This is a genomic window from Comamonas sp. JC664 (assembly GCF_042647185.1).
This window is the reverse complement of record NZ_JBHRUZ010000038.1, coordinates 1-18,570: the sequence shown is the minus strand read 5'-3', so window position 1 is coordinate 18,570 and position 18,570 is coordinate 1. Positions and strand designations below refer to the sequence as shown.

32 protein-coding genes and 9 pseudogenes are annotated in these 18,570 nt (G+C 61.0%); 39 read left to right on the top strand and 2 right to left on the bottom strand.

The genetic code is table 11. The features are described 5' to 3' along the window. Positions 1-109 precede the first annotated feature (109 nt). The 39 genes and pseudogenes from ACFODQ_RS05900 (at position 110) to ACFODQ_RS05710 (ending at position 16,929) form a co-directional block, all read left to right on the top strand. The gene (locus ACFODQ_RS05900) at positions 110-766 is read left to right on the top strand and encodes a hypothetical protein (RefSeq protein ID WP_377015713.1); all 657 of its coding nucleotides are present in this window, start codon (positions 110-112) and stop codon (positions 764-766) included. Between the two features lie 119 nt (positions 767-885). Further along, positions 886-1,122, top strand: a complete 237-nt coding sequence (locus tag ACFODQ_RS05895) for a hypothetical protein (RefSeq protein ID WP_377015711.1) — start codon at positions 886-888, stop codon at positions 1,120-1,122. Then, positions 1,119-1,772: a hypothetical protein gene (locus ACFODQ_RS05890; protein ID WP_377015708.1), complete on the top strand. Its 654-nt coding sequence runs from the start codon at positions 1,119-1,121 to the stop codon at positions 1,770-1,772. The genes ACFODQ_RS05895 and ACFODQ_RS05890 overlap by 4 nt, the downstream gene beginning before the upstream one ends. A gap of 10 nt (positions 1,773-1,782) precedes the next feature. Then, positions 1,783-1,902: pseudogene (locus ACFODQ_RS05885) on the top strand (hypothetical protein); the annotation flags it as partial. 119 nt (positions 1,903-2,021) lie between these two features. Next, positions 2,022-2,117, top strand: a pseudogene (locus ACFODQ_RS05880) (hypothetical protein); the annotation flags it as partial. Next, a complete protein-coding gene (locus ACFODQ_RS05875) occupies positions 2,118-2,270 on the top strand; it encodes a hypothetical protein (RefSeq protein ID WP_377015727.1) in 153 nt (50 codons plus the stop codon). Further along, positions 2,206-2,352: pseudogene (locus ACFODQ_RS05870) on the top strand (putative Ig domain-containing protein); the annotation flags it as partial. The gene ACFODQ_RS05875 and the pseudogene ACFODQ_RS05870, both read left to right, overlap by 65 nt. Positions 2,353-2,575: 223 nt before the next feature. Beyond that, on the top strand, positions 2,576-2,752 hold the full coding sequence (locus ACFODQ_RS05865) for a hypothetical protein (protein WP_377015705.1): 177 nt from the start codon (positions 2,576-2,578) through the stop codon (positions 2,750-2,752). Between the two features lie 135 nt (positions 2,753-2,887). Continuing rightward, positions 2,888-3,631 carry an Ig-like domain-containing protein gene (locus ACFODQ_RS05860; RefSeq protein WP_377015702.1) on the top strand — a complete coding sequence of 248 codons (744 nt, stop codon included), beginning with the start codon at positions 2,888-2,890 and terminating at the stop codon, positions 3,629-3,631. Beyond that, positions 3,513-4,013 (top strand): putative Ig domain-containing protein, encoded by a 501-nt coding sequence (locus ACFODQ_RS05855; protein WP_377015699.1) that lies wholly within the window; start codon positions 3,513-3,515, stop codon positions 4,011-4,013. Before ACFODQ_RS05860 ends, ACFODQ_RS05855 begins: the two co-directional genes overlap by 119 nt. Positions 4,014-4,015: 2 nt before the next feature. Next, positions 4,016-4,480, top strand: coding sequence for a hypothetical protein (locus ACFODQ_RS05850; RefSeq protein ID WP_377015696.1), 465 nt, complete (start codon positions 4,016-4,018; stop codon positions 4,478-4,480). Between the two features lie 2 nt (positions 4,481-4,482). Then, on the top strand, positions 4,483-4,725 hold the full coding sequence (locus tag ACFODQ_RS05845) for a putative Ig domain-containing protein (RefSeq protein WP_377015693.1): 243 nt from the start codon (positions 4,483-4,485) through the stop codon (positions 4,723-4,725). A gap of 2 nt (positions 4,726-4,727) precedes the next feature. Further along, the gene (locus ACFODQ_RS05840) at positions 4,728-5,006 is read left to right on the top strand and encodes a hypothetical protein (RefSeq protein WP_377015690.1); all 279 of its coding nucleotides are present in this window, start codon (positions 4,728-4,730) and stop codon (positions 5,004-5,006) included. Next, positions 5,006-5,215, top strand: a complete 210-nt coding sequence (locus tag ACFODQ_RS05835; RefSeq protein ID WP_377015687.1) for a hypothetical protein — start codon at positions 5,006-5,008, stop codon at positions 5,213-5,215. Before ACFODQ_RS05840 ends, ACFODQ_RS05835 begins: the two co-directional genes overlap by 1 nt. A gap of 159 nt (positions 5,216-5,374) precedes the next feature. Further along, positions 5,375-5,506, top strand: coding sequence for a hypothetical protein (locus ACFODQ_RS05830; RefSeq protein ID WP_377015684.1), 132 nt, complete (start codon positions 5,375-5,377; stop codon positions 5,504-5,506). Beyond that, positions 5,503-5,865: a hypothetical protein gene (locus tag ACFODQ_RS05825; RefSeq protein ID WP_377015681.1), complete on the top strand. Its 363-nt coding sequence runs from the start codon at positions 5,503-5,505 to the stop codon at positions 5,863-5,865. The genes ACFODQ_RS05830 and ACFODQ_RS05825 overlap by 4 nt, the downstream gene beginning before the upstream one ends. 34 nt (positions 5,866-5,899) lie before the next feature. Beyond that, positions 5,900-6,061, top strand: coding sequence for a hypothetical protein (locus tag ACFODQ_RS05820; RefSeq protein WP_377015678.1), 162 nt, complete (start codon positions 5,900-5,902; stop codon positions 6,059-6,061). Continuing rightward, the gene (locus ACFODQ_RS05815) at positions 6,058-6,225 is read left to right on the top strand and encodes a hypothetical protein (protein ID WP_377015675.1); all 168 of its coding nucleotides are present in this window, start codon (positions 6,058-6,060) and stop codon (positions 6,223-6,225) included. The genes ACFODQ_RS05820 and ACFODQ_RS05815 overlap by 4 nt, the downstream gene beginning before the upstream one ends. Continuing rightward, positions 6,222-6,467: a hypothetical protein gene (locus ACFODQ_RS05810; protein ID WP_377015672.1), complete on the top strand. Its 246-nt coding sequence runs from the start codon at positions 6,222-6,224 to the stop codon at positions 6,465-6,467. The genes ACFODQ_RS05815 and ACFODQ_RS05810 overlap by 4 nt, the downstream gene beginning before the upstream one ends. Next, positions 6,440-6,610: pseudogene (locus ACFODQ_RS05805) on the top strand (hypothetical protein); the annotation flags it as partial. The gene ACFODQ_RS05810 and the pseudogene ACFODQ_RS05805, both read left to right, overlap by 28 nt. 40 nt (positions 6,611-6,650) lie before the next feature. Beyond that, the gene (locus ACFODQ_RS05800; protein ID WP_377015669.1) at positions 6,651-6,845 is read left to right on the top strand and encodes an RHS repeat domain-containing protein; all 195 of its coding nucleotides are present in this window, start codon (positions 6,651-6,653) and stop codon (positions 6,843-6,845) included. A gap of 55 nt (positions 6,846-6,900) precedes the next feature. Then, positions 6,901-7,320: a hypothetical protein gene (locus tag ACFODQ_RS05795; RefSeq protein WP_377015667.1), complete on the top strand. Its 420-nt coding sequence runs from the start codon at positions 6,901-6,903 to the stop codon at positions 7,318-7,320. Next, positions 7,274-8,137 (top strand): hypothetical protein, encoded by an 864-nt coding sequence (locus tag ACFODQ_RS05790; protein ID WP_377015665.1) that lies wholly within the window; start codon positions 7,274-7,276, stop codon positions 8,135-8,137. Before ACFODQ_RS05795 ends, ACFODQ_RS05790 begins: the two co-directional genes overlap by 47 nt. A gap of 19 nt (positions 8,138-8,156) precedes the next feature. After that, positions 8,157-8,414 (top strand): hypothetical protein, encoded by a 258-nt coding sequence (locus ACFODQ_RS05785; protein ID WP_377015663.1) that lies wholly within the window; start codon positions 8,157-8,159, stop codon positions 8,412-8,414. Between the two features lie 254 nt (positions 8,415-8,668). Next, positions 8,669-8,914, top strand: a complete 246-nt coding sequence (locus ACFODQ_RS05780; protein ID WP_377015661.1) for an RHS repeat-associated core domain-containing protein — start codon at positions 8,669-8,671, stop codon at positions 8,912-8,914. 220 nt (positions 8,915-9,134) lie between these two features. After that, on the top strand, positions 9,135-9,587 hold the full coding sequence (locus ACFODQ_RS05775; protein ID WP_377015659.1) for a hypothetical protein: 453 nt from the start codon (positions 9,135-9,137) through the stop codon (positions 9,585-9,587). A gap of 269 nt (positions 9,588-9,856) precedes the next feature. Next, positions 9,857-10,144 carry a hypothetical protein gene (locus ACFODQ_RS05770; RefSeq protein WP_377015657.1) on the top strand — a complete coding sequence of 96 codons (288 nt, stop codon included), beginning with the start codon at positions 9,857-9,859 and terminating at the stop codon, positions 10,142-10,144. Between the two features lie 1,389 nt (positions 10,145-11,533). Next, positions 11,534-11,962, top strand: a pseudogene (locus ACFODQ_RS05765) (L-lactate permease); the annotation flags it as partial. A 3-nt stretch (positions 11,963-11,965) separates the two neighbouring features. After that, the gene (locus ACFODQ_RS05760; RefSeq protein WP_377015719.1) at positions 11,966-12,136 is read left to right on the top strand and encodes a hypothetical protein; all 171 of its coding nucleotides are present in this window, start codon (positions 11,966-11,968) and stop codon (positions 12,134-12,136) included. Continuing rightward, positions 12,109-12,336: pseudogene (locus ACFODQ_RS05755) on the top strand (L-lactate permease); the annotation flags it as partial. The gene ACFODQ_RS05760 and the pseudogene ACFODQ_RS05755, both read left to right, overlap by 28 nt. 142 nt (positions 12,337-12,478) lie before the next feature. Next, positions 12,479-13,111: pseudogene (locus ACFODQ_RS05750) on the top strand (L-lactate permease). 148 nt (positions 13,112-13,259) lie between these two features. Further along, positions 13,260-14,026: pseudogene (gene lldR, locus ACFODQ_RS05745) on the top strand (transcriptional regulator LldR). 46 nt (positions 14,027-14,072) lie between these two features. Then, positions 14,073-14,489, top strand: coding sequence for an alpha-hydroxy-acid oxidizing protein (locus tag ACFODQ_RS05740; RefSeq protein ID WP_377015716.1), 417 nt, complete (start codon positions 14,073-14,075; stop codon positions 14,487-14,489). A 43-nt stretch (positions 14,490-14,532) separates the two neighbouring features. Beyond that, positions 14,533-14,667 carry a hypothetical protein gene (locus tag ACFODQ_RS05735; protein ID WP_377015655.1) on the top strand — a complete coding sequence of 45 codons (135 nt, stop codon included), beginning with the start codon at positions 14,533-14,535 and terminating at the stop codon, positions 14,665-14,667. Then, positions 14,658-14,807 (top strand): hypothetical protein, encoded by a 150-nt coding sequence (locus ACFODQ_RS05730; RefSeq protein ID WP_377015653.1) that lies wholly within the window; start codon positions 14,658-14,660, stop codon positions 14,805-14,807. The genes ACFODQ_RS05735 and ACFODQ_RS05730 overlap by 10 nt, the downstream gene beginning before the upstream one ends. Continuing rightward, positions 14,789-15,151 (top strand): alpha-hydroxy-acid oxidizing protein, encoded by a 363-nt coding sequence (locus tag ACFODQ_RS05725; protein ID WP_377015651.1) that lies wholly within the window; start codon positions 14,789-14,791, stop codon positions 15,149-15,151. The genes ACFODQ_RS05730 and ACFODQ_RS05725 overlap by 19 nt, the downstream gene beginning before the upstream one ends. Before the next feature lie 84 nt (positions 15,152-15,235). After that, on the top strand, positions 15,236-15,532 hold the full coding sequence (locus ACFODQ_RS05720; protein ID WP_377015649.1) for a hypothetical protein: 297 nt from the start codon (positions 15,236-15,238) through the stop codon (positions 15,530-15,532). A 72-nt stretch (positions 15,533-15,604) separates the two neighbouring features. Continuing rightward, positions 15,605-16,099 (top strand): hypothetical protein, encoded by a 495-nt coding sequence (locus ACFODQ_RS05715; RefSeq protein ID WP_377015647.1) that lies wholly within the window; start codon positions 15,605-15,607, stop codon positions 16,097-16,099. Then, positions 15,987-16,929: pseudogene (locus ACFODQ_RS05710) on the top strand (hypothetical protein). The gene ACFODQ_RS05715 and the pseudogene ACFODQ_RS05710 overlap by 113 nt, the downstream one beginning before the upstream one ends. A 406-nt stretch (positions 16,930-17,335) precedes the next feature. Here the strand turns inward: ACFODQ_RS05710 and ACFODQ_RS05705 are convergent. Together ACFODQ_RS05705 and ACFODQ_RS05700 are read right to left on the bottom strand one after the other, a co-directional pair. Further along, positions 17,336-17,788, bottom strand: coding sequence for a LysR family transcriptional regulator substrate-binding protein (locus tag ACFODQ_RS05705; RefSeq protein WP_377015645.1), 453 nt, complete (start codon positions 17,786-17,788; stop codon positions 17,336-17,338). Next, positions 17,760-17,924, bottom strand: coding sequence for a LysR family transcriptional regulator (locus tag ACFODQ_RS05700; protein ID WP_377015643.1), 165 nt, complete (start codon positions 17,922-17,924; stop codon positions 17,760-17,762). Before ACFODQ_RS05700 ends, ACFODQ_RS05705 begins: the two co-directional genes overlap by 29 nt. Between the last annotated feature and the right edge of the window lie 646 nt (positions 17,925-18,570).

The window sequence follows — 18,570 nt, the reverse complement described above, 5'->3', positions numbered from 1 at the left end:
AGGTGCCCGCTGGCGCTGGCAACCAGGTGGTGGTGACGGTGACCGGTAAAGCGACTGCAGATGCGTGCTGACGCACCGAGCCTCGGTGGCGCCAACGAACGCCGATACCGTGGACACGAATGTAGCCAACAATGACAGCTTGGTGCAGGTCAGTGTCAGCACTGCTGGGGCTGCGCAGGCCGATTTGGCGGTGTTCAAAAACCACAGCACACCCAACGTGCTGCACGGCGGCAAGCTGGCCTTCCAGCTGGTGGCTGTCAACCATGGCCCGGCAGCGGTCAGCGCAGCGCGACTGCAAGACCTGATGCCCTCGGGCGTGGAGGACATGCGTGGACCTGCAGTGCGCGCGGTGGTGCGTATGCGGCACAGCGTCAGGGCAAGGCGGCGATATCCAAGTGCTGGCGGAGATGCGGTGGGCGCTTCCATCACCATCGATGTGACGGGCGCCATGGCGCAGGCCGGTGGCCACTTGGTGAATACCGCTTCAGTCGCGTCCGAGCTGCCCGATCCGTGTTGTCCAACAACAGCGCATCGCCTCCGTCAATGCACCTGCGGGCGCCCTCAAATCCATTCCCACCATGGGCTGGCTGGCGCTGAGTTTGCTGTCGGGCTGCACCTTGTTGCTGGGCGCACGGTGGCTGCAGCGCAAAGGGGGCTGGGGCAGCCGGCGCAGCTGGATGCTGGCCTTGCTGCTGGTGCTGGGCTGGGGCGCGGGGGTGATTCGCACGCCATCTTTGTCAATGGCGATTTTGAAAGCAAACGGTGACGGGCTGGACCAAGCGCTTTGGCCTGAACCCGGCTTGACCGGCGCGCCGCCTTTTCAAGTTGGCGATGTGCGCTTCAATGGCGGCGGCGTGGAGAAGGTCAGCGTGGTGGATGGCCGCTTTGACCGCGCGCACCGCAGCTGGTACTGCCGCGCCAGGGCAATTTTTCGGCCAAGGTCAACGACGACGACAACGGCGCACACATCACGAGATCAGCCAAAAGGGTGTGATTGCCGAAACCGACCGCGACCCGGGTGACGGCAAGCTGCATGTGCGCTTCAGCTATGCCGCCGTGCTGGAGGACCCCAGCCACAATCCCACAAACAGCCTTACTTCTTTGTCGAGATCAAGGATTTGACCAAGGGCGAGACGCTGTACTACGACTTTGCCTTTGCCAACCAGCCGGCCGCGTGTTCTACACCACGGTCTACAAGGGCAGCAAATGGCTATCCACCCCTTTTTATCGATGTGGACCTGGAGGTGCCCGACAGCAGCCTGGGCAACGAGTTGCAGATCCGCGTAGTGGGTGCCGATTGCTCCCAAGGCGGCCATGGCGGCTATGTCTATGTCGATGCTTTGGCTCGGTCAGCATTCCGCCGCAGGGCGCCTGCGTCAATGACCTGCAACTGCGCGCCAAAACCTGGCAATGTGCAGCTGACCTGGGCCGATACCGGCGCCGCCAGCTATGCGGTCTACCGCGCAGACAAGCTGGAAGGTCCTTTTGTGCGTTTGGGCACCACGCAGTCGCGCCACTCTACCTGCTGGACCGCACGGTGCAGGCGCAAAAAACCTACTACTACAGCATCGGGCGCTGGATGTGGATGGCCATGCGCTGTGCAGCTCTGGCGAGGTAGCGACCTATGTGCCTGCGCACTGGAGTGTGGGCGACCCGTGAACCGCCCGCCGATCTTTACCAGCCAGCCGGTGCTTGCTGGGGATGTGCGCAACTGTATGAGTACCAGGCCACGGCCATCGATGCCGATGGCGACCCGCTCAGCTACCAGCTGATGTATGCCCCGTGGGCATGACCGGGGATGCCGCCACCGGCAAGATCAGCTGGCAGCCAGGCTTGATGGGGGATTTCCGCGTGAACCTGCAGGTGAGCGACGGCAAGGGGCTGCTGGCCAGCCAGGCCTTCTCCATCCATGTGGTGGATGGCAACCTGCCGCCGCAGATCACCAGCCAGTTCCCTGCCAAGGTACCTGCGGGTGTGAGTTTCTCCACCAGGTCACCGCCACAGATCCCGAGAGAGGGCCGTTGCAGTACACCTTGGGCAGCCAGGCGGCGGGGATCAGCATCAATGCCTCTGGAGGCATTTACTGGACCAACCCCGAGCCCGGCACCTATCCGCTGGTGATCCAGGTCACCGACCAGTTTGGTGCCCGTGATGTGCAGCGCGTGGTGGTGTCCGTGCAGGCGTTCCCGGCATTCACCAGCTGCGGTGTTGACGGCCACCGTGGCCCAGCCCTATACCTACCAGGCGCTGGCCAGCGACCGCGATGGTGACGCTATTGTCTACAGCGTGCTCAGTGGCCCTGCAGGCCTGGTGATCAACGCCAGCAGCGGCGCCGTGACCTGGCCATCGCCTGTGGCGGGGACGGCCGCGGTCGTCCTGGCAGCCACTGATCGGATGGCAACCAGGGCAAGCAAAGCTTCAGCATTCGCACCACGGCAACGCCCAACACGGGCACCGGTGTTATCGCCACACCGGTCACCTATGTGGCCTACCCCGCCACTTACGGCTACACGGCCTCGGCCAGCGATGCCGATGGTGACAACCTGGTCTGGAAGCTGCTGCAGGCACCTGCTGCATGACGATCAGTGAGCGCACGGGCGCGATCGCCTGGAAGTTTGCCAGCAACGTCGCTGGCAATTTGCTGTGCGCGTGCAAGTGGACGACCAGCGTGGTGGCCAGACCGAGCAGGCGTTTGAAATCCAGCTGCCGGTGTATGGCAATGGCGCCCCCGCCATCACCAGCCGCCCGCTAGCCAGGTGCGCGCTGGCGCCATCTATAGCTACTCGGTCAGTGCTACTGACCCTGAGGGCGAGACGCTCAGCTACCGCCTCGCCTCCGGCCTGCCGCAGCCGCTTGGGCTGGCAATCAGCTGAGCTGGGCCACCAGCGTGGCCGATGTGGGCGTGCATGCGCTGCTGATCGAGGTGGCCGATACCGCCGGCAATGTCGCGCAGCAGAACTGGCAGCTCGAAGTGCTGCCCGCCAGCGGCAACCAGCCGCCGGTGATCAGCTCCACCCCCAAGGTGACGGCCGTTGCCGGTGGGGTGTATGAATACCAGGTGGTTGCCACCGACCGCGATGGTGACCCGCTCAGCTACCAGCTGCTGACCGGCCCGGCAGGCATGACGATCTCTGCCACCGGCAAGCTGGAGTGGCCCGTGCCCGCTGGCTTTGCCGGCAGCGAGATGGTGGAGATTAAAGTGTCCGATGGCCGGGATGGCGAAGTGACCCAGGCCTATGCGATAGGCGTGGGCGTTACCGCCAACCGGCCGCCGCTGATCAATTCGACCCCGGTCGCCACCGGCATCGGCCGGCGCGGCCTATCTGTACCAGATCTGGCCAGCGATCCCGATGCGGATGTGCTGACCTACAGCGTCTCCACCAGCGAGCCCGGTATCACCGTGGACGCGCACGACGGGCCGGGTCTCCTGGCCGTGCCGGCAGGCACGAGCGGACAGGTGCAGCTGACCGTGCAGGTGACCGACGGCAAGGGCGGCACCGCATCGCAGACCTATGCCATTGGCGTGGCCAGCCCGGCACCGCCCACCCCGGGTGACCACGCAGCCTGGCACCAGCGCTGTCTCGGGCGCCAGCTATACCTATGCGCTCAAGGCCGTGGATGCCGATGGTGATACCTTGGTCTATGCATTGACGGAGTTCCCGCAGGGCATGCTGATTGACAGCAGCACCGGTGCCAACCAGTGGAGCGTTCCTGCCAATGTGGCTGGGCTGGCACCTGTGATGGTGGAGGTGACGGACGGCAAGGGTGGCATCGCCACCAGGCTACGCCATCTCGGTCTCGGCGCCTCCAACCGCGCACCCGCATTCAGCTCCACACCGGTGACTTCGGCCACCGCAGGTTCGGCCTACGCCTACACGGCGCGGGCGACCGATCCGGATGGCGATGCCATCAGCTATACGCTGGTCTCAGCCCCCGCCGGCATGGCGATCCATGCCACATCGGGCGCCATCAGCTGGACGCCCACCTTGGCGCAAGGCGGCACCATGCAGTAGCCGTGCGCGCCACCGATGCCAAGGGGGCCTATGCCACGCAAAGCTTTGGCGTTTACGTGCAGCTGCCAACCAACAACCCACCCCAGATCAGCAGCAAGCCCGCGCGCGCTGGGCCCGGGCGTGCCTTATCAATACCAGGTTACGGCGACCGACCGACCCAGAAACGACCCGCTGACATATGCGCTGGACAAGGCCCCTGCGGGCATGGCCATATCGGCCAGCGGCCTGCTGACCTGGAACGCCCGGTGCTGGGCAGCCATGCGGTAGAGATCAAGGTGCAGGACAGCCGTGGCGCCTATGTGGTGCAAAGCTATACCTTGCAGATTGCGGCCAACCGCGAGCCGGTCATCACCAGCGCGCCCGTGCCCACTGCGGCCATTGCTGCGCCTTATGCCTACCAGGTGGTGGCCACAGACCCGGATGGTGACTTCCTCACCTACCGAATGAGCGGCGCACGGCCAGCTTGACCATGTCGGCCACAGGCCTGATCTCGGGCACGCCGACTTCGCAAGGCACGCATGCGATCACCGTGACGGTGTCGGACGGCCAGCCTCGTCACCAGAGCTGGACCTTGCGCGTGACCGAGCCCGCAGCGGGCGGACCGCTGGAGGCGGGCGTGACGCCATCGCCCAAATACCTGAACTGGGTGAATCGACCACCCTGCAGGTGTTTGCGCAGGGCGGAACAGCGCCCTACACCGTCAGCAGTCTGACCGTGAACGGCCGTGCCGTGACGGTAAACGCCGCTTACCAGGCCATCTTCACGCCCACGGCGATGGGCAAGCACAACCTGCGCCTCACCTTGCGCGATGCCAAGGGCAGCAGCGTGACCGTGGACGACTGGTTCGGCGTCAAGGACCCCAGCGATGTGCTGGCGCCGTTGGCGGCCATCACCGCGCCGGGCAGCTCGGACGACATCACGGTGACGGACGTGTTCGAGCCCACGGCCATCGTGGGCACGGCTCCGATGCCAACCTGGCTGAGTACCTGCTGATGATCTCGCCAGCGGGCCAGAACCAGTGGAGCAAGATTGGCGGCGGCAGCGCCAGCGTGACGGCCGCCAAGTTGGGCGACCTCAACCCCCAGACCTGGCCAACGGCTTGTACGACTGGGCCTGGTCGTGCGCGATATCTGGGCAATGAGACCAGCGCCAAGGTGACGGTGGCTATCACGGAGAGCAAAAGACGGCGCCCCTGCAGCTGACCTTTACCGATATGGCTTTTGAGATCGAAGGCCTGCCGCTCACTGTGCGGCGCAGTTATGACTCGCTCAAACGCGCGCAGCGCATGGACTTTGGCTACGGCTGGTCGGTGGACTACAGGACGTCTGGCTGCAGACCAATGGCGTACTGGGCCGCTCTGGGTGATGCAGGAGACGGGCTCGGGCTTCAACCGCAAGATCTGCGTGCGGCCCCAAGGCTCCCGCGTGGCATCGGTGCGTATGCCCGACGGCAGGCTTGAGCAGTTCGACTGCGGGCCAGTCCGGAGTGCGTGAGCGTGCTGCATGGGCGTCCAACCCCAGCGTCAGCCTCGCATTCAGCGCCAAGGCCAGCAACAAGAGCGGCAGCAAGCTCGAAGCGCTGGGCTACAGCGATCTGCGTCTGGCCGGTGGTGATCTTTCGACATGGGCACGACCGAGACCTTCAACCCCAGCAGTACAAGCTCACCACTCTGGATGGCATCGAATACATCCTGAACAAGGACTTCGGCATTCAGCAGATCAAGGACCGCAATGGCAACAGCCTGCAGTTCACGCGCAGCGGTATCAGCCACTCTGGCGGCTGGGCGCTGGCCTTTACCCGCGATGCGAGGGAAAGATTAGCAAGATCAGCGGCCCCGGCGGCCAGGTGTTGAACTATGGCTACGATGCGGCCGACAACTGATCTCGGTGGTCGACCAGAGCAATGCGGCGTCCGACTTCCGTTACGAGAACCCAAGGTGGCGCATGCCTGACCAGCTATACCGATCCACTGGGCCGGTGGCGCTGAAGACCACGTACGATGACGCCGGGCGCGTGCTGAGCCAGACCGATGCCGCCGGCAAGCCGTGACGGTGAGCACCGACAACACGGCAAACAAGCAGACCATCAAGGACCGCAACGGCAACACCACCGTGTATGACTTTGATGACCGGGGCAACATCACCCGCGTGCTGGATGCCGCAGGCGGCACCACCCAGTACGCCTATGACGCCAATGACAACGAATCGAGGTGATCGACGCGTTGGGCCGCAAGACCACGCGCAGCTACGACGCCTTCGGCAATGTCACCAGCGAAACCGATCCCGCCGGCCGTGTGACCAAGACGGCTTTCAATGCGCAAGGCAATGTCACCACCATCACCGATGCGGCAGGCAACGTCACCACCAATGGCTACAACGCCAGCGGTGATCTAACAGCCATCACCGATGCTGCTGGCAAGCCTTTGGCATGGGCTACAGCCCGACGGGTAGCCTGAGCAGCATGACCGACAAGGTCGGCAATGCCACCCGCTACACCTATGCCAAGATTAATGGCACCACGCTCAAGCAGACCGAGACGGCTCCGGACGGTACGGTGACCACCTACGCTTACGACAGCGCAGGCAACGTCATCTCCACTACGCGCGCCATCGTCACCCAGCGGCCAACCTGCCACCACGGTGGTAGAAAAGAGCAGCTACGACACCAAGGGCAATGTCACCAGCCGCACCAATGCGGTGGGCGACACCAGCACCTACCTCTACGATGCGGCGGGCCAGCTGGTGCAAGAGACCGACAGCCAGGGCCGCAAGACAGCGCATGAGTACAGCCTGCGCGGTGAAAAGTCCAAGACCACTACCCGGATGGCAGGGTAGAAAGCTGGGCCTATGACAACAACGGCAACGAAACCCAGAGCTGCATCGGTAGCCTGTGCACGCGCACAGCCTACGATGCGCTGGACCGCGCCACCAAGGTCACCGACCCATGGGCTTTGTCGTCGAGAGCGTGTACGACGCAGCAGGCCAGCTCGCATCTAGCAAGGATGCGCGCGGCAACACACGGCGTTTGAATACGACCTGCTGCCGTGAAACCAAGCAGACCAATGCCGCTGGCATCGAGGTGACGCGCGAATACGACCTGGCGGGCAACCTCGTCAAAACCACCGACGGCTTGGGCCGGGCGACGGTCCACGTCTACAACAACACCCAAAAGCGCACCAGCACCACCTTGGCCAATGGCGCGGTGACGCAGTTTGCCTATGACGCCAATGGCGTGCTGCTGAGCGAGACCAACCCGCTGGGCCATGCCTACCAGTTTGGCCACGATCCGCTGGCGCCCTCAAGACCGTGACCGACCCGCTGGGCAAGGCGACCGGCTACACCTGGAATGGCAGCAACCAGCTGTGACCCAGACCGACGCCAACGGCCACAGCACCCGCTATGGCTACGACAGCGCTGGCCGTCGTGTGGCACGCACCCTGCCAGGCGGCAAGAGCGAAGGCCTGGTCTACGACAGCGAAGGCCGTCTGGTAAGCCGTACTGACTTTGACGGCAGCCAGACCATCTACAGCTATGACGTAGGCGGCAAGCTCAGCAAAGTCACGCGCAGCGATGGCCGCAGCCTGAGCCAAGGCTATGACAGCTTTGGCCGCATGAACAGCCAGACCGATACCGCCTATGGCAACTGGCCTGACCCTGGACGGCAACGACCGCGTCACCCGCAGGTCTGGAGCCACAGCAGCCTGGGCACCAGCTTCAGTGCGACCTTGGACTACGCTGGGACGCCAACAGCAACCGCACCCAGGTCAGCACCTCGGGCCAGACATCAAGCCGGCTACAACACGCTCAACCAGCTGGAGACCCTGACCCCACCCGATGGCAGCACCACCCGTTTTGCCTACGACAACGCCGGCAATCGCGTGCAGGTGACGCGGGCCGATGGCAGCACCACCGACTACCAGTACAACCTGGCCAACCAGCTGACAGCCGTGCTGCACAAAAAGGCAGACGGTGCAGACATTGCCAGCTTTGTCTACACCCTCAATGCCGCAGGCCAGCGCACCCAGGTGGCCGAGCGCATGGTGGGGGTAGGCAGCCCGGCAGAGACGGTGGAGCGCACCGTGCGCTACCAGTACGACGCCGCCGGCAAGCTGCTGCAAGAGGCGTAGCACACAAACCGCACCTGCGGTGTTTGATTCGACCATCGACTACGTCTACGACGCCGTGGGCAACCGCAGCCGTCGCAGCGTCAGCCACAACGGCCAGGTCACCACCTACCAGTACGACAGCCATGACCGCCTCACGCAAAGTGTGGATAGCCTGAGCGGCACCACCACTTACCAGTGGGACGAGCGCGGCAACCTGGTGCAGAAGGCATCACCCGCCGATACCACCACCTATGCCTGGACGGTGGACAACCGCTGGCCAAGTCAGCACCGGCGCTAAAACGGTGAGTACGGTTATGACAGTAGCGGCCGCCGCATCAAGCGCCTGGTCAAAGAGGGCGCCACCACCACGGAGACCCACTACAAGGTCGACCACCAGCGAAGCTACAGCGAGATCCTGGTCGAGAGCACCAAGGTCAACAGCGGCGCCTGGGTCGATACCGTGCATGTGCACACCCCCGATGGCTTAGGTGAGCTGATCGCCAGCACCTCGGCTGGCGCGCAAACCCAGCTGTTCAGCGATGGCTGGGCAGCGTGCGTGTGGCCCAAACCGCTGCCACCAGCCATGTCTTCAGCTACGACGCATTCGGCATTGCGCTGGGCGCCACTGAAGGCATGCTCGCCAATGCGGCCGATGCCGCTGCTACCAGCCACCGCTACACCGGCGAATATGCCGACAGCCAGACGGGGCTGCTGCATCTCCGTGCGCGTGATTACGATCCACAGTTGGCCGGTTTATCTCGATGGATGAGCACCCCGGCGCGAGTCGCATTCCGCTGACTTTGAACAAGTACCTGTATGGCAATGCGGACCGGTGAATACGGTGGATCGAGTGGGAACATTTTTATATCCATGGCGATGCCCAATTTTGGACATTGATGCGCGTAACTTCCGCAGGTACCAGAGCGCTCGGGATTTTGGACAAGCTAGACCATGCGCTGACCTTGCTGCAGTTGGTACATGCATACCAACAGGTATGGAGTGTTTTCCAAGGCCCAGAGTGGCAAAATTCATGAAGGATGCAAAAAATCAAAAGGGTTTTGTGAATGCCATGGAAAATTTTGATGTAGCGGTTGCAGAGCTGGCAGGGAAGTCTGCTGCAATATTTGCAAATAAGGGGGTCGCTAAAGCTATGGGGGAATTTATTAGAGGTACCAGAAATGCGCTGCTGATTTATGGGCCAACCCCCGAAATACCAGGTAAAGTTTCTCCTTTCCGGTTAAACAGGTTAAGGTGGGCACGTTGTCTCTCAGCAAATCGCATCGAGACATATATGTTGAATTTGGCGTTAGATCGCAGCAAGGGGGCCGCATGCTCGGCGCCGGTCATCGATGGAGCCGCGAAGGGAATTTGCAATGGTTCCGGCAGGATTGGCATAGCGCTGTGGGCCATAACTCCCAAGTTTGTGCTTTCCTATTGCAGAGGGTCATATCATTATCACTGCGCAAAATAGGCATGCCATGAATAAAAATGCACTTATTTTGAGAAGCTGACAACCGATGAATGAATATTTTGCTGTCAGAGTTGAATGGCAAATTTCCTCATTTCAGTTTGATTTCAAAGCACCAAGAGACTGGCAGTCGTGTTTTAAAGAGGCAATGGAAAATGTTGCGTCGTATGATGCAGACTACGACCCACCTAGATTTTTGAGGGAGAACTGGCCGACAATTGGACCAGTTTGGAATTGGCTGATTTTCCACGCTAGGTGTATGCTCTTTTGATGTGCTGACCAAGGTGAATTCATCCTTCTTGTGGTTGATTTCTTTTTGGTATTGCTGGGATATTAATTTTATTGCTTACTCTTGTACTGATTGCTCAAAAGACATAGCGATAAAATTTCATGCACTTGCAATAAATGCGTTGAATTTTGATTTGGAGCTCAATGCCTTAAATGCCTATGACTCAGTACTAACTGTATTTGAGGATATGGATATGGTTGGTGAGGCATTGGATTTTTATTTGACGGGGATATGGGAGGCGATGATCCATTTCGCCCCATTCTTTTTGTAAGCAGATTGAGGTTGTGGAGCAACTTAAGAACCATCCCTTCTTTGTAGGGAAGTGCGACTACTACAGCCGTGAAGAATATTTAAAAGATCCGGTTTTGAACCCGCTGCGTCTGCAGTTACCGCCTGGAATGTGATAAATGCTTTTCTAAGTGACAAGGCATTTTACCAATACGAAGTTTATTGTTTAATGAACTTTGTTTTGATTAAGCCTGAATCACAGCTGGCGCATTTCTACGTTAAGAGGATTATGTCTGTTTGTGCAGAGTCGCACTTTCAAGCCATCGATCTGGATCATGATTTCAATTCGAACATTATAAACCCTTTGTATCAGCTGTTTATATCTTGTTTTCTGAATTCGCTAAAGATAATGCCGCTATTGGAGGGCCTGTTTGGTGGTGATATATATCGCGAGATAAACAATGAACGAGAAAATCTGTTTGATGATGAGGTGTCAAATAGATTTTTTGAAAATCTTGAATTTAATACATCTTTGAATGGGTTTGAGAATGGAGAATGTTGGCAAGACTGAGAGAGAAATCTAGATTATTTTTGACGAAATATAGTCTGTTGGATAATTTTGATTTTCCAAATCCATGAAATTCTCTGAATTTTTATATCCAGATGATTTTGAAAAGTATGATCCGGCCCTCGTTGGTCTTGGTGTGGACAGTCCATTTCGTTGAGGATTGGGCGCAAATGAAAAATATCACGATGGCTGCCTATAAAGACGCGGTAATTTAGTCTCTTGAGAATTGATACGCCAAGCAGTGACGTATGCAGAAGCTGATGAACGTGCTGCACGGGGGTGATCAGCTCAGCCCCATGTTGAAAACCGGAGAAGCGCAACGCTTCTTCGATGCGGCATGCCAGTTGGAAAGCCGCAGGCCCGCATGCTTACGGTTCCCTCGGCATGCTTTCCTCTGAACACGCCATGCGCCAGTAACCAAGACAAGTTCTTGCTGCCAGCGACGCCAACCCCATCCACATCCAGTCAACCTCAAACCGCAGGTTCCGCGGCGTCTGGACATGCACATGGGCAGGCCATGCCTGATGGAACCCGGACGTGTTCCATGCAAACCATTGCGCTTTGATTGCTTATATTGGTATGACCAATATGGAAAATGGCACACTAGATTGTCAAATTAAGGGTTTACCCTGGCAATAAATTTGCATGATTCCCAATAATCGCCAACTTTGCCGCAGATTGGCGATTTCATGTTTATTGGTAATACCAATTTAGACCAAAGGTCCAACCAACGGCATAGCGAACAAGCCATTCACCAAGCAAGGCCAAGCACAGGGCAGCCTAGCAGCCGTCAGCGCCAAGCCTCCAGTGAACAGCCAAGAACAAGGCGCCCATGCGCCCGTCCAATAACTTCGAGACATCGCCATGCAAACTCTCTGGCAGCAAAACTACGACCCGGCTGGCAACATCTGGGTGTCGGCCCTGGTGGCATTGATTCCGATCCTGTTTTTCTTTTTGGCATTAACCAAGTTGCGGCTCAAGGGCTACCAGGCGGGCACCATCACGGTGGTGCTGGCCCTGGCGGTGGCGTTGTTGTTCTACCGCATGCCCGTCAGCGCGGCGCTGGCTTCGGCCGTCTATGGCTTCTTCTATGGCCTTTGCCCATTGCCTGGATCATTGTGGCTGCGGTGTTTCTGTACAAGATCTCCGTCAAGACGGGGCAGTTCGATGTGATCCGCTCGTCGATCCTGTCGGTCACGCCGGACCAGCGCCTGCACTCATCCTGGTGGGCTTTTGCTTTGGCGCGTTTCTGAAGGGGCGGCAGGTTTTGGCGCGCCGGTCGCGATCACGGCGGCCTTGCTGGTGGGCCTGGGCTTCAAGCCGCTGTATGCCGCAGGCCTGTGCCTGATCGCAATACCGCACGGTGGCGTTTGGTGCGATGGGCATTCCGACATCGTCGCCGCCAGGTCTCAGGCGTCGATGCCTTTGCGATTGGCCAGATGGCCGGTCGCCAGCTGCCTTTCATGACTGTGCTGGTGCTGTTCTGGCTGATGGCCATCATGGATGGCTGGCGCGGTGTGAAGGAGACCTGGCCTGCGGTGCTGGTCGGTGGCGGCTCGTTTGCGATCGTGCAGTTTCTCACCGCCAACTACATTGGCCCGGAGCTGCCCGATATCACCTCGGCTATCGTGTCCTTGATTGCGCTGACCCTGTTCCTCAAAGTCTGGCAGCCCAAGCGCATCTTCCGCTTCACACTGAGGCGGGTGAGCCGGCTGCAACGCCGTGCCCGCAGCGCCTGTGTCGTCGGGCGCGCCGCTGACGGCTGTTGCCGTCATCAAGGCCTGGTCGCCGTTCATCATCCTGACGGCCATGGTCACGGTCTGGAGCATCAAGCCCTTCAAGGCGCTGTTTGCCGCGGGTGGCCCGCTGGCGTCCACCGTCATCAATATTCCGGTGCCGTTTCTGCACAACCTGGTCGAGAAGACACCGCCCGTCGTGGCCGCTGCCGCCCCTTACGGCGCCGTCTACACCTTCAACTGCTGCTGGCCACCGGTACCGCCATCCTGATTGCGGCTGATCACCATTGCCTTCACCCGCCTGTCGCCGTCCAAGGCAGTGGCAACTTGCCGAGACTTCAAGGAACTGGCCGTGCCGATCTACTCCATCGGTATGGTGCTGGCCTTTGCCTTTGTCGCCAACTACTCGGGCCTGTCGGCCCCCTGGCGCTGGCATGGCGCACACACGGCCAGGCCTTTACCTTCTTCTCGCCCTTCCTGGGCTGGATAGGGGTGTTCCTGACGGCTCGGACACCTCTGCCAATGCACTGTTTGCCGCGCTGCAGGCCACTACTGCGCAGCAGCTGGCCTGCCCCAGGTGCTGACCGTGGCCGCCAACACCACCGGCGGTGTGACGGGCAAGATGATCTCGCCCCAGTCCATCGCCATTGCCTGCGCGGCCGTGGGTCTGGCGGGCGCGAATCGGATCTGTTTCGCTTCACGGTAAAGCACAGCTGATCTTTGCGGTCATCATCGGTTTGATGACTACGCTGAGGCCTATGTGTTTCCGTGGATGATTCCGGGTCATTGAGCGTCGCTGCGCCATCGCCTTGATGGAGCCGCGACGGCAACACATACCACTGAAAGCTCTCCCCATGCGCCTCGCTGACCATGTTGTCGAAAAACTGCTTGCCCTGGTGCAGGCCGTGCTTGCAGCCGGCCAGCGCCTCCGGCGGAGCGGCAACTGGCGCTGGAGCTGGGGGTGTCGCGCACATCGGTGCGCGAGGCGCTGCAAAAGCTCATCAGCCAGGGGGTGCTGTCGGCCCGGCGCGGCGATGGCACCTATGTGCAAACGGTGCCATCGGCCGATTGGCTGCAAGAGGCCATGGGGCCGTTGGCCGGCTGATTGAATCGGACCCAACTACCGCTATGACGTGCTGGAGACCCGCCATGCGCTGGAGAGCAGCACGCCTGGCTGGCCGCGCAGCGTGCACCGCGCAAGACAAGGAACGCATCCAGCGCTGTTTTGATGTGATGATTGAGCACCAGCAAAGCGGCCATGCGAGCTGGCCGCACGCGCCGATGCGCAGTTCCACCTGGCGATTGCCGAGGCATCGCACAACCTGGTGCTGGTGCAGGTGATGCAAAGCCTGTTCACCGTGGTGCTGTCTACCGTGGAGCGCAACCGCCATGACATGTTCCGCTTGAGCGCCCCCGTCACGCTGCAGCAGCTCACCGTGCAGCACCAAAGCCTGATGCAGGCGATTTTGGAGGGCGACCCGCAGCGCGCCCGCGCCTGCATTGGCGAGCACTGGAGCATGTGCGCCACACCATCTTGCAGATGGACGAAGAGCGCGCGCGGCGCGAGCGATCGATGCGCCTGCCGGCCGAGCTGATGCCCAGCCCGCCCGGGGCGCCCTGATCTGCGCGGACCCTGACAACCAACATACCGAGACAAACCTCCAGCCCTGAGAGCGCACCATGATCATCTCTTCGCATCCGACTACCGCGCCGCCGCGCAAAAGCGCCTGCCGCCGTTTCTGTTCCACTACATCGATGGCGGCGTACCCGAGCAAACGCTCAAGCGCAATGTGGCTGATTACGCCGATGTGGCCCTGCGCCAGCGCGTGCTCAAGGACATGAGCCAGCTCGACACCAGCATCGAGCTGTTTGGCGAGAAGCTCTCTATCCCGCCATCCTCGCGCCCGTGGGCCTGCTGGGCATGTTTGCACGCCGGGGCGAGGTGCAGGCCTCACGCGCCGCCGCTGCCATGGCATTCCTTCACCCTGTCCACCGTTTCGGTCTGCCCGATTGAAGAGGTGGCACCCGGCCTGGGCCGGCCCATGTGGTTCCAGCTCTATGTGCTCAAGGACGGGGCTTTATGAAGAACGCGCTCGAGCGCGCGCGGGCCGCGGCTGCTCCACGCTGGTGTTCACCGTTGATATGCCCGTGCCCGGCGCCCGCTACCGCGATGCGCATTCGGGCATGAGCGGCCCCAACGCCGCGATGCGCCGCTACTGGCAGTCCGTCACCCACCGGCCTGGTCCTGGGATGTGGGCTTGAACGGCCGACCGCACGACCTGGGCAATATCTCCGCCTACCGGGGCAGCCCCACCGGCTTGGCCGACTACATCGGCTGGCTGGGCAGCAATTTTGATCCATCGATCTCCTGGAAGGACCTGGAATGGATCCGCGACTTCTGAAGGGCCCGATGGTCATCAAGGGCATCCTGGACCCGGAAGACGCCAAGGATGCCGTGCGCTTTGGCGCCGATGGCATTGTGGTCAGCAACCATGGGGGCCGCCAGTTGGATGGCGTGCTGTCCTCGGCCCGCGCGTTGCCGGCCATTGCCGATGCGGTCAAGGGCCAGATCAAGATTCTGGCGGACTCGGGCATCCGCAATGGGCTCGACATTGTGCGCGCCATCGCCTTGGGGGCGGACGCCACCTTGCTCGGCCGCGCCTTTATCTATGCGCTGGCCACGTCGGGCCAGGCCGGCGTCAAGCACCTGCTGGAGCTGATGGAAAAGGAAATGCGGTGGCGATGACCTTGACCAGCGTGGCCAAGGTCGCCGATATCAACGGCGATCTGCTGGTGCGCCAGTAAACGACGCACCCTACCAAGACCTGCCATGACCGCTGCCAACACCACCTCCGTCTCGCGCGAAGCGCTGCTTGACCAGCTGCGCGCCGCCGTCGGCCCCGCCCATGTGCTGACGGCGACCAGCACGCGCCGTTTTCGCAAAGGCCACCGGACTGGCGAAGGCCCGGTGCTGGCGGTGGTGCGCCCGGCCAGCCTGTGGGAGCAGTGGCAGGTGCTGGAGGCCGCTGTGGCCGCAGGCCGCATTGTCATCATGCAGGCGGCCAACACCGGGCTCACGGCGGGTCAACGCCCGATGGCAGCGGCTATGACCGCGAGATCGTGCTGATCAACACCTTGCGCATCACCGAGTGCAGGTGATTGGCGGTGGCGCCCAGGTCATCTGCTGCCCGGGGCCACGTTGGACAAGTTGGAGCAGGTGCTGGCACCCTTGGGGCGCGAGCCGCATTCGGTCATCGGCTCGTCCTGCATCGGCGCCTCGGTGCTCGGCGGCATCTGCAACAACTCCGGCGGCTCGCTGGTGCGGCGCGGACCGGCCTATACCGAGCTGGCGCTCTACGCCCAGGTGCGGGCCGATGGCTCGCTGGCCTGGTCAACACCTGGGCATTGCGCTGGGGATAGCCCGCAAGAGATTTTGACCCGCCTGCACAACGGCGACTACCGCGAGGCCGACATCACGCACGATGCGCAGCGCGCCGCCTCCGACCGCGCTACGCCGCCGCCCGTGCGCGATGTGGACCAGGATTCGCCCGCGCGCTTCAATGCCGATCCCTCGCGCTTGTTTGAGGCCTCGGGCTCGGCCGGCAAGCTCTGCCTGTTTGCAGTGCGCTCGATACTTTTCCGAAAGTGCCCAGCACCGTCTTCTATATCGGCAGCAATGCGGCCGACGACCTGACCACGGTGCGCCGCCATCTGCTCACCGCCTTGCGGAGTTGCCGATTGCCGGTGAGTACATCCACCGCACCGCCTACGACATTGGCGAGCAATACGGCAAGGATACCTTCTTGCTGATCGACCGCTTTGGCACCGCCCGGTGCTGCGGCCTTTGCGCTCAAAGCCGGGTCGATGGCTTCTTTGAGCGGCTGGGCTTGCGCGGCGTCAGCGACCGCATCATCCAGCGTTCACCAACCTCTTGCCCAGCCACCTGCCCGCGCGCATGCGCAGTGCGCGAGCGCTATGAGCACACCTGCTGCTGCGCGTATCGAACGACACGGCGGACGCCACACGCGCGTTTCTGAGCACGCATTTTGCTGGCAGCGCCAGTGGCGGCTGGTTTGAGTGTGATGCCGATGAAGGGCGCAAGGCCTTTTTGCACCGCTTTGCGATTGCGGCGCTGCCATCCGCTACCGCGAAGTGCACCGCGCAGGTCGAAGACATTGTCGCGCTCGATGTCGCCCTGCGCCGCAATGACCGTGACTGGTGGAGCAGTTGCCCGCCGAGGTCGAGGCCGACATAGTGCACAAGCTCTACTACGGCCACTTTTTCTGCCATGTCTTCCACCAGGACTACATCGTGAAAAAGGGCGTCGATCCGCTGGCCATGGAGCACCGCATGTGGGCGCTGCTCGATGCGCGCCGGGCCGAGTACCCGGCCGAGCACAATGTGGGCCACCTCTATGTGGCCAAGCCTGCATTGGCCGATTTTTACCGCCAGCTGGACCCCAGTAACAGCTTGAACCCCGGCATTGGCCATACGGCGCGGGCAAGAACTGGGAGCTTGTTGTGAGCGGCCAAGTGCCTGGCCCAAAGGGTATTCAGACTAGCGCAGGGCGGGGCTGTGGCGCTGGCGATAACGCACTGGCGCCGGGAAGGAAGGGCAAGCAATCGCTGGCCTGCAGCCAATAGGCGGTGGTCTGGACGGCTCACAGCGTCTCGCACAGCATGTCCAGAAGGCTTGCACCAGCAACGGGTGTCGGCCTGCTTGCCGTGCTTCATCAGACAGATTTTTCTGGCCAGCTGTGGCCGGGCGATCGGCAGGTAGCACAGCTGCGGGTCAGTGTGCGCCTGCTTGCTCAGGCTGGATATCAGTCCGACTTTCAGATCACTGTGCACCAGCGCGTACAGCGATTCGATCGACGACAGGTTGTGCGGCACATTGACATGCACGCCCTGCTCGCGCAGCACGGTGGTGATCATGTATAGGTATTGCCCCGCCGCAGCACCGCCAGCGGCTGGTCTTTGAGATCGTGCCAGTGCAGCTTGGCCTGCTGGGCCAGCGGATGGCGCGGGGAGACCACGACCACGATCTCATCGCTGGTGATCAGGCGCGAATCAATGTGCGCAGGCATATCGAAATGCAGCCCGACCGCAATATCCGCATCCCCTTGCGTGATCGACTCGATCAGCGTGTCGCTGTGCATGTCGTCGAGCACGAAATGCACCTCGGGTGGCGCTGCTGGAACTGGGCCATGTACGGCGCAATCCACTGCGATGCCGATGGATGCAGTGATGCGGATAGCGGCTCTGGTGCTGCAGCCGCTGGAGCATCTCCTCCATGCCTGGTCAAAGGTGGCAATCATCCAGCTGACCTGGGCGCGCACCGATTCGCCCGTGGTGTCAGCCGCACGCGCGCATGCTGCGGTCAAACAAGGTGACGCCCAGCGTGATTTCGAGTTCGCGGATGGCGGAGGAAAAGGCCGGCTGGCTCATCGCCAGCGACTGGGCAGCCTGGGTGAAGGTGGGGTGCTCAGCGGCCTGCTTGAAGCAGCTGAGCTGCCGCAATGTGGGGATGGATGCGATCTCTGCGGCTGGTAAACGTGGGTCATGATGAATTCTTTTTTCAAATCAAAATAATTACTCCAATTGTAAATTGCTATGTAATTAAATTTTTTACAGATGCGTAAAAAAATGGGTGGGAACGGTCGCCGATGGCAGCTGGATTGCACCAACAGAAGCGTAAAAGTTCCAGAGATTTTTACGAAATTGCTCTGTTTCATCGTGTTTTTACCGATGAATGGCGAAGTGATGGCGCCGGGGTGGTAGCGACTGTGCCACAGATGGGTAGATCGTAGGTATACTAACATTTGTTGAATTTATCGCTATTTATTAACGATAGATTAGTATATTATTTAAGTTGGTTTTTTCGCACAGATCGACCCGAGGTTGGCGTGCCGCCACAGGGCGTTTTGACCGGTGGCGTTCAGCGCCTCCTGGCTGGGCAGCGCACTGCTGCCGCAGCCTGCTGCCCATGCTGCCGATGCGCTGTGCATGCCGCAGCAGCTGCCTTTGCCGGATGCCATGTCTTGACCGGCCGGCGCTGCCGCTGCGCAATGGCGTCCCTGGTGCTTTTCCGAAACTCCGTGCTGGTGCAGCAGACCGGGCCCATCGACGGGCCGGACAGCCGCGCGGGAATGTCTTTTATTTTTTT

Bases quoted from the DNA above. Each gene is read 5' to 3' on its own strand.
- ACFODQ_RS05865 (WP_377015705.1), top strand. From the start codon at position 2,576: ATGACGATCAGTGAGCGCACGGGCGCGATCGCCTGGAAGTTTGCCAGC.
- ACFODQ_RS05855 (WP_377015699.1), top strand. From the start codon at position 3,513: ATGCCATTGGCGTGGCCAGCCCGGCACCGCCCACCCCGGGTGACCACG.
- ACFODQ_RS05845 (WP_377015693.1), top strand. From the start codon at position 4,483: ATGTCGGCCACAGGCCTGATCTCGGGCACGCCGACTTCGCAAGGCACG.
- ACFODQ_RS05835 (WP_377015687.1), top strand. From the start codon at position 5,006: ATGATCTCGCCAGCGGGCCAGAACCAGTGGAGCAAGATTGGCGGCGGC.
- ACFODQ_RS05790 (WP_377015665.1), top strand. From the start codon at position 7,274: ATGCCTACCAGTTTGGCCACGATCCGCTGGCGCCCTCAAGACCGTGAC.
- ACFODQ_RS05725 (WP_377015651.1), top strand. From the start codon at position 14,789: ATGGATCCGCGACTTCTGAAGGGCCCGATGGTCATCAAGGGCATCCTG.
- ACFODQ_RS05720 (WP_377015649.1), top strand. From the start codon at position 15,236: ATGACCGCTGCCAACACCACCTCCGTCTCGCGCGAAGCGCTGCTTGAC.